The sequence below is a fragment of the Flavobacterium zubiriense genome (assembly GCF_041729725.1).
GTDB lineage: Bacteria > Bacteroidota > Bacteroidia > Flavobacteriales > Flavobacteriaceae > Flavobacterium > Flavobacterium zubiriense.
In genome coordinates, this window is record NZ_JBCFQL010000002.1 from 260,902 (window position 1) to 274,747 (window position 13,846).

The window sequence follows — 13,846 nt, forward strand, 5'->3', positions numbered from 1 at the left end:
ATAAACTAGTATATATATTCTTCTTTGTTTGCCATCATATCATTGTAATCTTCTTTCGAACCTACAATAGCATTATCATATTCTCTCATACCTGTACCAGCAGGGATTCTGTGACCTACAATTACATTTTCTTTCAATCCTTCTAAGTAATCCACTTTACCTGCTACAGCAGCTTCGTTTAATACTTTAGTAGTTTCCTGGAACGATGCCGCAGAAATGAATGATTTTGTTTGTAACGAAGCTCTTGTAATACCTTGTAATACTGGAGTTGCAGTTGCAGTAACTACATCACGAGCAACAACTAGGTTTTTATCAGTACGTTTCAATAAAGAATTCTCATCTCTCAATTGACGTGGAGTAACAATTTGACCTTCTTTTAAGTTAGAAGAATCTCCTGCATCCTCAACTACTTTCATTCCATATAATTTATCGTTTTCAACGATAAAATCTTTAGTGTGAATCAATTGATCTTCTAAGAATAAAGTATCTCCTGGATCCTGAACCCTTACTTTACGCATCATTTGACGAATAACTACCTCAAAGTGTTTGTCGTTGATTTTTACCCCTTGCAAACGGTAAACTTCTTGAATTTCGTTAACCAAGTACTGTTGAACAGCAGCTGGACCTTGAATTCTCAAGATATCGTCTGGAGTAATTGCTCCATCAGACAAAGGAATACCCGCTCTTACGAAGTCATTTTCCTGAACCAGAATTTGACTAGATAATTTCACTAAGTATTTCTTAATTTCTCCAAATTTAGATTCAATGATAATCTCACGGTTACCTCTTTTGATTTTTCCAAAAGAAACAACACCATCAATTTCAGAAACTACAGCTGGATTAGAAGGATTACGTGCTTCTAAAAGTTCAGTAATTCTAGGTAAACCTCCCGTAATATCTCCTGATTTAGAAGAACGACGTGGGATTTTAACCAATACTTTACCTGCTTTAATTTTCTCACCGTTTTCAACCATTAAGTGGGCTCCAACTGGTAAGTTGTAAGAACGAATCAATTCACCATCTTTACCGTAAACTAATAAGGTTGGGATTAATTTTTTGTTTCTAGATTCAGAAATCACTTTTTCTTGGAAACCAGTTTGCTCATCGATTTCAACCATGAATGATTGTCCTTGCTCTAAATCTTCGTAAGCAATTTTACCAGTAAACTCAGAAACAATAACTCCATTATATGGATCCCATTTACAGATTACATCTCCTTTTGCAATAGACTGACCGTCTTTAACAAAAATACTAGAACCGTAAGGAATATTATGTGTATTTAAAACAATACCTGTTTTTTCGTCAACTAATTTTAATTCTGTAGAACGTGAAACAACGATATCCACTTCGTTTCCTTCATTATCTTCACCTTTTACAGTTTTTAAATCTTCAACTTCAAGTTTTCCTGGGAATTTAGCAATAATACTAGACTCTTCAGAAATACCTCCTGCAACCCCTCCAACGTGGAAAGTACGAAGTGTTAACTGTGTACCTGGCTCTCCAATAGACTGTGCAGCAATAACACCTACAGCCTCACCTCTTTGAGTCATTTTTCCAGTTGCCAAGTTACGTCCGTAACATTTAGCACAAATACCTTTTAATGCCTCACATGTTAATGGAGAACGAACTTCAACACTTTCTAATGGAGAAGCTTCGATGGCTTTCATGATTACTTCCGTAATTTGTTGTCCTGAAGCTACTAATACTTCATTAGTCAAAGGATTAATTACGTCTTGTAATGCAACACGTCCTAAGATTCTTTCTCCTAATGATTCAACGATTTCTTCATTTTTCTTCAATGCTGAAACTTCAACACCTCTTAATGTTCCACAATCTTCGATGTTTACAATAACGTCTTGAGAAACATCATGTAATCTACGAGTCAAGTATCCAGCATCTGCCGTTTTAAGAGCCGTATCCGCAAGACCTTTACGAGCACCGTGAGTAGAGATAAAGTACTCAAGAATCGAAAGACCTTCCTTAAAGTTAGAAAGAATCGGGTTTTCAATAATTTCACCACCACCAGCAGTCGATTTTTTAGGCTTAGCCATCAAACCACGCATACCAGTTAACTGACGGATCTGTTCTTTAGATCCACGAGCTCCAGAGTCAAGCATCATATACACCGAGTTGAAACCTTGTTGGTCTTCTCTAATGTTTTTCATTGCTAATTCGGTCAATTGTGCATTCGCAGAAGTCCATACGTCAATAACTTGGTTGTAACGTTCGTTATTAGTAATAAGACCCATGTTATAGTTAGCAGAAATTCCTTCTACTTGCTCTCTTGCGTCAGCAATCAATTGTGTTTTTTGCTCAGGAATTCTAATATCACCTAATGAGAATGATAAACCTCCGCGGAATGCGAATTTATACCCCATATCTTTCATGTTATCCAAGAAGGCAGCCGTTTCCGGTACACTTGTTGAATTTAATACGTGACCGATAATATCTCTAAGGTTTTTCTTAGTCAATACATCATTGATATATCCTGCAGCTTCTGGTACTACTTCGTTAAATAATACACGACCCGCTGTTGTTTGGATAATTTTGTATACTAATTCTCCTTCATCATTAAAATCTTTTGCTCTAATTTTCACACGAGCATTTAATTCTAATCTTCCTTCGTTTAATGCGATATTTGTTTCTTCAGCAGAGTAAAAAGTAAGTCCTTCTCCTAAAATTTTCTTTTCTGGAGTAGACAAACGCTCTTTAGTCATATAATAAAGACCCAAAACCATGTCCTGAGAAGGTACCGTAATTGGAGCACCATTAGCAGGGTTCAAAATATTGTGAGAAGCTAACATTAATAATTGCGCTTCAAGGATTGCTTCTGGTCCTAATGGCAAGTGAACTGCCATCTGATCCCCATCAAAATCAGCGTTGAAAGCTGTACAAACTAATGGGTGTAATTGGATTGCTTTTCCTTCAATTAATTTTGGTTGGAAAGCTTGAATACCCAATCTGTGCAACGTAGGAGCACGATTCAGTAATACTGGGTGTCCTTTAATTACATTCTCAAGAATATCCCAAACTACAGGCTCTTTTTTGTCTATAATTTTCTTAGCAGATTTAACTGTTTTTACAATTCCTCTTTCTATCAATTTACGGATAACAAAAGGTTTGTATAATTCAGCTGCCATATCTTTTGGCAATCCACATTCGAATAATTTCAATTCAGGTCCAACAACAATTACCGAACGAGCAGAATAATCCACACGTTTTCCAAGTAAGTTTTGACGGAAACGTCCTTGCTTACCTTTTAACGAGTCAGAAAGTGATTTTAATGGTCTGTTAGATTCTGTTTTTACAGCAGATGCTTTACGTGTATTATCGAAAAGTGAATCTACTGATTCTTGCAACATACGTTTTTCGTTTCTCAAGATAACTTCTGGAGCTTTAATCTCCATTAATCTTTTCAAACGATTGTTACGGATGATTACACGACGGTATAAATCATTTAAATCTGAAGTTGCAAAACGACCTCCATCAAGTGGCACAAGAGGACGTAATTCTGGTGGAATAACAGGAACCACTTTCATAATCATCCATTCTGGACGGTTTTCACGGTTCAAATTAGACTCACGGAATGATTCAACAACTTGTAATCTTTTTAATGCTTCTGTTTTACGTTGTTTAGACGTTTCGTTATTAGCTGAGTGTCTTAATTGGTAAGACAATTGATCTAAATCAATACGAGCTAATAAATCCATAATACATTCTGCTCCCATTTTGGCAACAAATTTATTAGGATCAAAATCATCTAAATATTGGTTATCCTGAGGAAGGGTATCTAAAATATTCAAATATTCTTCTTCAGTTAAGAAATCTAATCTTTGTAATGATTCTCCTTCTGCATTTTTAGCAATACCTGCTTGGATTACTACGTATCTTTCGTAGTAAATAATCATATCTAATTTCTTAGATGGAAGACCAAGGATGTAACCAATTTTATTAGGAAGAGAACGGAAATACCAGATATGAGCAATAGGCACAACAAGGTTGATGTGTCCTACTCTGTCACGACGTACTTTTTTCTCAGTAACTTCAACACCACAACGGTCACAAATGATTCCTTTGTAACGGATTCTTTTGTATTTACCACAAGCACATTCGAAATCTTTTACTGGTCCGAAGATTCTTTCGCAGAAAAGACCATCACGTTCTGGTTTGTGTGTTCTATAGTTGATAGTTTCTGGCTTTAAAACTTCACCTCTTGATTCTTTCAAGATGGATTCAGGAGAAGCTAGTCCTATCGAAATTTTGTCAAACCTTTTTACTTGGGTTTTCTCTTTATTATTATTTCTATTATTCATCATAGTTTTTACTATTGATTTATTTGCAATTAAAATTATTTTAGTCAAGTGTCGAAAGTTTTAAAGTCGCTGGGGACTTTTGACTTTCCAACTTTTGACTTCTACATTACCTCGAATTACTTCTCTAAACCTCAAACGACTATTTGAAGTGCTAGTTATAAAACCATTAGTTCTATAAAAAATCGGAACGGTTTACGGGTATAAATCCTAAAAACTTAAAAAAAGTAATCAGTGCTCAGTTTTTAGTATTCAGATTATCACTGATTACTAAAAACTGAACACTGTTCACTGAATATTATTCTTCTAATCTAATGTCTAATCCAAGACCTTTCAATTCATGCATCAATACATTGAATGATTCTGGCAATCCTGGTTCTGGCATAGTTTCACCTTTTACGATAGCTTCGTAAGTTTTAGCTCTACCAATTACGTCATCAGATTTAACTGTTAATATTTCACGAAGTGTACTAGAAGCACCATAAGCCTCAAGTGCCCAAACCTCCATCTCTCCAAAACGCTGACCTCCAAATTGAGCTTTACCTCCAAGTGGTTGTTGTGTAATCAACGAGTATGGACCAATAGAACGTGCGTGCATCTTATCATCAACCATGTGTCCTAATTTAAGCATGTAAATTACACCTACAGTTGCAGCCTGATGGAAACGCTCTCCTGTACCACCATCATAAAGATAAGTATGTCCAAAACGTGGAATTCCAGCTTCGTCAGTCAATTCATTAATTTGATCAAGTGAAGCACCATCAAAAATTGGAGTAGCATATTTTCTACCTAATTTTTGTCCAGCCCATCCAAGAACAGTTTCATAAATTTGACCAATGTTCATACGAGAAGGTACCCCAAGTGGGTTCAACACGATATCAACTGGTGTTCCGTCTTCAAGGAAAGGCATATCTTCATGACGAACGATTCTTGCAACAATACCTTTGTTACCATGACGTCCAGCCATCTTATCCCCTACTTTCAACTTACGTTTCTTAGCGATATAAACTTTAGCTAATTTCAAAATTCCTGATGGCAATTCATCTCCAACAGTAATTGTGAATTTCTCTCTTCTTAACGCTCCTTGTAAATCGTTCAACTTAATTTTATAGTTATGAATTAAATCATTCACCATTTTATTAGTTGCATCATCAGCTACCCATTGACCTTTGCTTAAGTGAGCAAAATCTTCAACAGCGTAAAGCATTTTTTGAGTGTATTTTTTACCTTTTGGTAAAACTTCTTCACCCAAATCATTCATTACTCCTTGTGATGTTTTTCCGTTTACAATCAAGAAAAGTTTTTCAATTAACTTATCTTTTAATTCTGTAAATTTAACTTCAAACTCCATTTCAAGTGCTCCTAAAGCATCTTTGTCCTGAGTACGTTTGCGTTTATCTTTTACCGCTCTTGCAAATAATTTTTTATCTAAAACAACACCGTGTAAAGATGGAGATGCTTTTAACGAAGCATCTTTTACATCACCAGCTTTATCCCCGAAGATGGCGCGAAGCAATTTCTCTTCTGGAGTTGGATCAGATTCTCCTTTTGGTGTAATTTTTCCAATTAAAATGTCACCAGGTTTCACCTCTGCACCAATTCTAATCATACCGTTTTCATCTAAGTCTTTAGTAGCCTCTTCAGAAACGTTAGGAATATCATTCGTTAATTCTTCGTTACCTAATTTAGTATCTCTTACCTCTAATGAGTAATCGTCTACGTGGATTGAAGTAAAGATATCATCACGAACTACTTTTTCAGAAATCACAATCGCATCCTCAAAATTGTACCCTTTCCATGGCATGAACGCTACTTTTAGGTTTCTACCTAAAGCTAATTCACCATTTTCAGTAGCATATCCTTCTGATAATACTTGACCAGGAATCACTCTGTCACCTTTTCTTACGATAGGTTTCAAGTTGATACTTGTTCCTTGATTGGTTTTTCTAAATTTAATTAAGTTGTATGTCTTTTCATCAGTATCAAAACTTACCATTCTTTCTTCCTCAGAACGATCGTATTTAATAGTAATGATATTAGCATCTACATATTCTACAGTACCATGCCCTTCAGCATTAATCAACACTCTAGAGTCAGAAGCTACTTGACGCTCTAAACCAGTTCCAACAATTGGAGCTTCAGGGCGAATCAAAGGAACCGCCTGACGCATCATGTTAGATCCCATCAAGGCTCTATTCGCATCATCGTGTTCCAAGAAAGGAATCAAAGATGCAGAGATAGATGCAATTTGGTTAGGAGCAACGTCAGTATAATCAACTTTAGAAGGATCAACAACAGGGAAATCACCTTCTTCACGTGCAATTACGTTTTCAGCTGTGATTTTTCCAGTTTCATCCATCTCAATGTTTGCCTGAGCAATCAATTTTCCTTCTTCTTCTTCAGCACTTAAGTAAGTTGCTTCAGAAACTAAATCAACTACACCATTAGTTACTTTACGGTAAGGAGTTTCAATGAATCCCATTCCGTTTACTTTAGCATAAACACCAAGAGAAGAAATCAAACCAATGTTTGGTCCCTCTGGAGTTTCAATAGGACATAAACGTCCGTAATGCGTATAGTGAACGTCACGAACCTCAAATCCAGCTCTTTCTCTCGAAAGTCCACCAGGTCCAAGGGCAGATAATCTTCTTTTGTGTGTAATCTCTGCTAATGGATTCGTTTGATCCATAAATTGAGACAACTGGTTCGTACCAAAGAAAGAGTTGATAACTGATGATAATGTTTTAGCATTAATCAAATCAATTGGTGTAAACACCTCGTTATCTCTAACGTTCATTCTCTCACGAATAGTTCTGGCCATACGTGCTAAACCAACACCGAATTGTTGAGACAATTGTTCACCAACTGTTCTAACACGACGGTTTGATAAGTGATCAATATCATCAATATCTGCTTTCGCGTTTATCAACTCAATTAAATACTTCACGATAGTTATGATATCTTCTTTGGTAAGCACTTGCTTTTCCATTGGGATATCTAAACCAAGTTTTTTGTTCATTCTATAACGACCTACTTCACCTAAGTTGTAACGTTGGTCAGAAAAGAATAATTTATCTATAATACCACGAGCAGTTTCTTCATCAGGCGGTTCTGCGTTACGCAATTGTCTGTAGATATGCTCAACAGCTTCTTTTTCAGAGTTTGTTGGATCTTTTTGTAATGTATTATGAATGATGGCATAATCAGCTTGATTAGCATCTTCTTTATGTAACAAAATAGATTTAACGTTAGAATCGATGATCTCTTCTACATTATCTTTATCGATAATTGTATCACGATCAAGGATAATCTCGTTACGTTCGATAGAAACTACTTCACCAGTATCTTCATCTACGAAATCCTCATGCCATGTATTTAATACACGAGCAGCTAATTTTCTACCGATATATTTTTTAAGTCCTGTTTTAGATACTTTAATTTCTTCAGCAAGGTCAAAAATTTCTAAGATATCCTTATCTCTTTCGAAACCAATTGCACGGAATAAAGTTGTAACAGGTAATTTTTTCTTTCTATCGATATAAGCGTACATAACGCTGTTGATATCAGTAGAGAATTCTATCCAAGATCCTTTAAAAGGAATTACTCTGGCAGAATATAATTTTGTTCCATTAGCGTGGAATGATTGTCCGAAGAAAACACCTGGAGATCTGTGAAGTTGAGAAACAACAACACGTTCAGCACCGTTAATAACAAAAGTTCCACTAGGAGTCATGTAAGGAATTGTTCCTAAATAAACATCCTGAACAATAGTTTCAAAATCTTCGTGCTCTGGGTCAGTACAGTATAGTTTTAACCTTGCTTTTAAAGGTACACTATGCGTTAGACCTCTTTCTATACATTCTTGAATTGTATAACGTGGTGGATCTACAAAATAATCCAGGAATTCCAATACAAAGTTGTTTCTTGTATCTGTAATTGGAAAGTTTTCCATGAAGGTGTTGTATAGACCTTCGTTGCCTCTTTCGTCTGATTTAGTTTCCAATTGGAAAAAATCTTGAAAAGATTTAACCTGAACATCCAAGAAATCTGGATACTGAGGTATGTTTTTAGTAGAGGCAAAATTCAATCTTTCAGTCTGATTTGTTATCATCAATGGACAAAATTTTGATTAAAAAAAAGTAGTTTTTTGTGTAAAACACACTGTTTAAATTATACTTTCTTTTTTGTAATCAATACATCTTTAAAAATAAAACGAATTCAAATCGGTTCCATTTTTTTTCTTCGTATTGATCAAAAACTTTTTCGTATTTTAAACTTAAAATTATAATAAAATTGATCTATTTTATTATACGAAAAATGGTTTAGGCATTGAGTGTTAACTCAAGACCTAAACCTAGTTCTTAAAACCGAGTTGAATTATTTTAATTCAACAACAGCTCCAGCTTCTTCTAATGATTTTTTAAGACCTTCAGCCTCATCTTTAGATACACCTTCTTTGATGTTAGATGGAGCACTATCTACGATATCTTTAGCTTCTTTAAGACCTAAACCAGTTAATTCTTTAACCATTTTCACTACAGCTAATTTAGAAGCACCAGCTTCTTTTAATACAACTGTAAATTCAGTTTGAGCTTCTTCAGCAGCACCTTCACCACCTCCAGCAGCAACTACTACAGCTGCAGCAGCAGGCTCGATACCATACTCGTCTTTTAATATTGTTGCTAATTCGTTAACTTCTTTAACTGTTAAGTTAACTAATTGTTCTGCGAATTGTTTCAAATCTGCCATTTTTTCTATCTTTTAAAATGATTTGTAAAATATAATTTATTATTGTGCGCTAATTTAATTAACAAGAAAATAAACTTTCTTGTTTTGATTATTATGCTTCAACTTCCTCTTCGCTACCAGCGAATTTGTTTTGTAAAGCAGAAATAATTCTTTGTGCTGGAGATTGCAATAATCCAATAAGTTCTCCAATAAGCTCTTCTTTAGATTTAATAGTAGCTAATGCATCTAATTGATCATCACCAATATAAATCTCAGAGTTAATATAAGCTCCTTTTAAAACAGGTTTTGCAGCTTTCTTTCTAAAGTCTTTAATAACTTTTCCAGGCGCATTAGCAACATCTGCAATAAGAATAGCACTATTACCAGTCAATACTGAAGGTAAATCGCCATAATCATTATCAGAAGCTTCCATTGCTTTAGCAAGCAAAGTGTTTTTTACAACTTCTAATTTAATTCCAGCTTTGTAACAAGCTCTTCTTAAGTTTGAAGTTGCCTCTGCATCAAGTCCAGAAATATCAGATACATAAATAATATTTGTACCAGCTAACTGTGCAGTTAAATCTTCAATCGCGATTGATTTTTCTTCTCTAGTCATACTAAAAATTTTTAACTACCAATTATACTGCTTTTGGATCCAATGCGATAGCAGGACTCATTGTGCTTGTAAGGTGAATACCTTTAATATAGGTACCTTTAGCAGCAGTTGGCTTAAGTTTGATTAATGTTTGAATAATTTCGTGTGCATTGTCATAAATTTGCTCCGCTCCAAAAGAAACTTTACCAATTCCTGCATGTACGATACCAGTTTTATCAACTTTAAAGTCAATTTTACCAGCTTTCACCTCTGCGACAGCTTTAGCAACATCCATAGTTACTGTACCTGTTTTAGGGTTAGGCATTAAACCTCTAGGTCCTAAAATACGACCTAATGGACCTAATTTACCCATTACAGCTGGCATAGTGATAATTACATCAACATCTGTCCAACCGTCTTTAATTTTTTGTAAATATTCATCAAGACCTACATAGTCTGCACCAGCTGCTAAAGCTTCCGCTTCTTTATCTGGAGTAACTAATGCTAATACTTTTACATCTTTACCAGTTCCATGAGGCAATGTTACCACACCTCTCACCATTTGATTCGCTTTTCTTGGATCTACACCCAAACGTACTGCGATATCAACAGACTCATCAAATTTTGCAGAAGCAATAACTTTAATTAATGCAGCAGCATCTTTTAAAGAGTATAATTTGTTCTTTTCAATTTTTGAAGCAGCCTCTTTTTGCTTTTTTGTCAATTTTGCCATGTCTTTCTCTTAATTAAAAAGGAGCGTCTCCTGATACAGTTATACCCATAGATCTAGCTGTTCCAGCAACCATACTCATAGCTTTCTCAATTGTGAAAGCGTTTAAGTCTGGCATTTTGTCTTCAGCAATAGCTCTAATTTGTTCCCAAGTAACACTAGCTACTTTCTTACGATTAGGCTCACCTGAACCAGATTTTAGCTTTGCAGCTTCCAATAATTGAACTGCTGCAGGAGGAGTCTTAACAACAAAATCGAATGATTTGTCTTTATACACAGTAATTTGTACTGGGCATATTTTGCCAGGTTTATCTTGTGTTCTAGCATTAAATTGCTTACAGAACTCCATGATATTAACCCCAGCAGCTCCTAAAGCAGGTCCAACCGGTGGCGACGGATTCGCAGCACCTCCCTTAACTTGTAGTTTAACTACCTTACTAATTTCTTTAGCCATTTTTTAAAAAATTTAACACAACAATTTACGGAAGCAATTGAAGTGGTTATTATAGTGTAACGAAAATTATACTTTTTCTACTTGCATAAAACTTAATTCTAATGGTGTTTTTCTACCGAAAATCTTAACCATAACTTCAAGTTTACGCTTTTCTTCATTGATTTTTTCAACTGTACCATTAAAACCATTAAAAGGACCATCAATAACCTTAATAGTTTCACCCAAGTTGAATGGAATTGATTTTGTATCTGTATTAACAGCTAACTCATCAACCTTACCAAGCATTCTATTTACTTCTGAAAGTCTAAGTGGAACTGGCTCACCTCCTTTAGTTTCTCCTAAAAAACCAATAACACTGGTTATTGATTTAATGATATGAGGAATTTCTCCAACTAAATTTGCTTCGATCATAACATAGCCAGGAAAATATACTTTTTCCTTAACTAATTTCTTACCATCCTTTACAGACACAACTTTTTCAGTCGGAACAAGAACTTGAGACACATAATCAGCCATCCCTAATCTAGAGATTTCTGTTTCTATGTATGCCTTAACTTTATTTTCTTGCCCACTTACTGCTCGAACAACATACCACTTTTTAACATTACTATCTACCATAATAAAAACTACGCTTTTATCCAGTTAAAAAATCCTGCTAATGCTTTTGCAAAAAACTCATCAACTCCCCATGTTGCCAAAGCAAACAGTACTGAAAAAACAGCCACAACAATTGTTAGACGCTGCACCTCAGCCCATTCTGGCCAAGTTACATTTGACTTTAACTCTTCAAATGCTTCTGATATGTAATTAACAATTTTTGCCATTGTGATATATTTTTTATTGCACGGGCGGAGGGATTCGAACCCCCATCAACGGTTTTGGAGACCGCTATTCTACCCTTGAACTACGCCCGTAATTAAAGCCAGTGATTTCAGTTAAGAAAATCAACTGGCTTTATGTATTTTTTTATAGGATTATCCTACTATTTCAGTCACTTGACCTGCACCTACAGTTCTACCACCTTCACGGATAGCGAAACGTAAACCTACACTCATTGCGATTGGACTTAATAAAGATACATTGATAGTCAAGTTATCTCCTGGCATTACCATCTCTACTCCTTCTGGCAAAGTAATAACTCCTGTTACGTCAGTTGTACGTACGTAGAACTGCGGACGGTAGTTATTATGGAATGGAGTATGACGTCCACCTTCTTCTTTTTTCAAGATATAAACCTCAGCTTTGAAAGTCGCGTGTGGCTTAACAGATCCTGGCTTAATGATAACCATTCCTCTCTTGATATCTTCTTTAGCAACACCTCTCAATAACAAACCTACGTTATCTCCAGCTTCACCTCTATCAAGGATTTTACGGAACATCTCAACTCCTGTAATTGTAGAAGTTAACTTTTCAGCACCCATACCAATAATTTCAACAGCATCACCAGTATTAGCAATTCCAGTTTCGATACGACCTGTAGCAACAGTTCCACGACCTGTAATTGTGAATACATCTTCAACTGGCATCAAGAAAGGCTTTTCAGTATCACGTACTGGCTCTTCAATCCAAGCATCAACAGCAGCCATCAATTCAAGAATTTTAGGAACCCAAGCAGCGTCATTATTCAATCCACCTAAAGCAGAACCTTGAATAACTGGACAGTTGTCACCATCATACTCATAGAAAGACAATAAGTCTCTAATTTCCATTTCTACTAATTCCAACAACTCAGCGTCATCAACCATATCCACTTTATTCATGAATACAACCATTCTAGGAATACCTACCTGACGACCTAATAGGATGTGCTCACGAGTTTGTGGCATTGGACCATCTGTAGCAGCAACTACCAAGATAGCACCGTCCATTTGAGCAGCACCAGTAACCATGTTTTTTACGTAATCCGCGTGACCAGGACAGTCAACGTGAGCGTAGTGACGGTTAGCAGTTTCATACTCTACGTGAGATGTATTAATTGTAATACCTCTTTCTTTTTCTTCAGGAGCATTATCAATTTGATCAAAAGATTTTGCTTGACAGTAACCAGCATCAGATAACACTTTAGTTATTGCAGCAGTTAATGTAGTTTTTCCGTGATCTACGTGTCCGATTGTACCAATGTTTAAGTGCGGTTTCGAACGATTAAAGGTTTCTTTTGCCATTTTACTTAGATTTTAATCTTTATTAATTTATTAGTGTTCAAAATTTTTTAATTGAGCCAATGTCGGGAATTGAACCCGAGACCTCTTCCTTACCAAGGAAGCACTCTACCCCTGAGCTACACCGGCAGAGAGTTCTTTTTAGATTTATGATTTAGAATTCAAATTAAAACTTAAAAACCATTACACAAACCCAAACTTCTTTTTTCGTGGGGAGAGCAGGATTCGAACCTGCGAAGTTCACACAGCAGATTTACAGTCTGCCCTCGTTGGCCGCTTGAGTATCTCCCCCTTTTTTTATGATTGCAGATTTTTTTGATTGAGGATTAGTGATTTTTGATTTTCAAAGAATCTGAAATCTAAAATCGTTAATCTAAAATCTTATATCTATTGAGCCGGCGGAGGGACTCGAACCCACGACCTGCTGATTACAAATCAGCTGCTCTAGCCAACTGAGCTACGCTGGCAGTATCAATAAAAAAGTCCGCTATTTCTAACGGACTGCAAATGTATAGATTTTATCTTTCAATCAAAACATTTTTTGAAAAAAATTTCAATTATATATGCGTTCTTATCTTTTCTTTCCTTTTTACCAGCAAACGCTCTAATGATTCCGCCGATAACTCTACCGCCTCCTCAAAAGTTTTACACTGTTTTTTAACCACAAAATCATCTCCAGGTACATTTACCTTCATCTCAACGATTTTATTCTCTTTTTCACTTATATTTTCTACTTTCAAATAGACATCTGAAGAAACCACCTTATCGTAGTATTTTTCCAATTTATCCATTCTACCTTGAACAAAATCTACTAGTTTCCCATCAACCGTAAAGTTAACAGCGTGAACATTTACCTTCATAATCAATATT

Annotated in this window: 10 protein-coding genes and 4 tRNA genes; all 14 read right to left on the reverse strand. The window is 35.6% G+C overall.

Annotation, left to right across the window (positions count from 1 at the left end; translation table 11 throughout):
* Positions 1 to 5: 5 nt before the first annotated feature.
* Positions 6 to 4,316, reverse strand: coding sequence for a DNA-directed RNA polymerase subunit beta' (gene rpoC, locus AAGV28_RS03155; RefSeq protein ID WP_373405371.1), 4,311 nt, complete (start codon positions 4,314 to 4,316; stop codon positions 6 to 8).
* 292 nt (positions 4,317 to 4,608) lie between these two features.
* Entirely contained in the window at positions 4,609 to 8,421 is a 3,813-nt protein-coding gene (gene rpoB / locus AAGV28_RS03160) for a DNA-directed RNA polymerase subunit beta (protein WP_373405372.1), read from the reverse strand.
* Positions 8,422 to 8,687: 266 nt separating this feature from the next.
* Positions 8,688 to 9,059, reverse strand: coding sequence for a 50S ribosomal protein L7/L12 (rplL, locus tag AAGV28_RS03165; protein WP_373405373.1), 372 nt, complete (start codon positions 9,057 to 9,059; stop codon positions 8,688 to 8,690).
* A gap of 91 nt (positions 9,060 to 9,150) precedes the next feature.
* Positions 9,151 to 9,654 (reverse strand): 50S ribosomal protein L10, encoded by a 504-nt coding sequence (gene rplJ / locus AAGV28_RS03170; protein WP_373405374.1) that lies wholly within the window; start codon positions 9,652 to 9,654, stop codon positions 9,151 to 9,153.
* Between the two features lie 22 nt (positions 9,655 to 9,676).
* Complete coding sequence (rplA, locus tag AAGV28_RS03175) at positions 9,677 to 10,366, reverse strand: 50S ribosomal protein L1 (protein ID WP_373405375.1); 690 nt, start codon at positions 10,364 to 10,366, stop codon at positions 9,677 to 9,679.
* Between the two features lie 13 nt (positions 10,367 to 10,379).
* On the reverse strand, positions 10,380 to 10,817 hold the full coding sequence (gene rplK / locus AAGV28_RS03180; RefSeq protein ID WP_066324992.1) for a 50S ribosomal protein L11: 438 nt from the start codon (positions 10,815 to 10,817) through the stop codon (positions 10,380 to 10,382).
* A 66-nt stretch (positions 10,818 to 10,883) separates the two neighbouring features.
* Entirely contained in the window at positions 10,884 to 11,435 is a 552-nt protein-coding gene (nusG, locus tag AAGV28_RS03185) for a transcription termination/antitermination protein NusG (RefSeq protein WP_373405376.1), read from the reverse strand.
* A gap of 8 nt (positions 11,436 to 11,443) precedes the next feature.
* Positions 11,444 to 11,641, reverse strand: coding sequence for a preprotein translocase subunit SecE (gene secE / locus AAGV28_RS03190; protein ID WP_373392027.1), 198 nt, complete (start codon positions 11,639 to 11,641; stop codon positions 11,444 to 11,446).
* A 19-nt stretch (positions 11,642 to 11,660) separates the two neighbouring features.
* A tRNA-Trp gene (locus AAGV28_RS03195) sits at positions 11,661 to 11,731 on the reverse strand.
* Between the two features lie 60 nt (positions 11,732 to 11,791).
* Positions 11,792 to 12,979, reverse strand: coding sequence for an elongation factor Tu (tuf, locus tag AAGV28_RS03200; protein WP_373405377.1), 1,188 nt, complete (start codon positions 12,977 to 12,979; stop codon positions 11,792 to 11,794).
* A 54-nt stretch (positions 12,980 to 13,033) separates the two neighbouring features.
* A tRNA-Thr gene (locus AAGV28_RS03205) sits at positions 13,034 to 13,105 on the reverse strand.
* Between the two features lie 81 nt (positions 13,106 to 13,186).
* Positions 13,187 to 13,267 (reverse strand) — tRNA-Tyr (locus AAGV28_RS03210).
* A 102-nt stretch (positions 13,268 to 13,369) separates the two neighbouring features.
* A tRNA-Thr gene (locus tag AAGV28_RS03215) sits at positions 13,370 to 13,443 on the reverse strand.
* A 90-nt stretch (positions 13,444 to 13,533) separates the two neighbouring features.
* Positions 13,534 to 13,836 (reverse strand): ribosome hibernation-promoting factor, HPF/YfiA family, encoded by a 303-nt coding sequence (gene hpf / locus AAGV28_RS03220; protein ID WP_373405378.1) that lies wholly within the window; start codon positions 13,834 to 13,836, stop codon positions 13,534 to 13,536.
* Between the last annotated feature and the right edge of the window lie 10 nt (positions 13,837 to 13,846).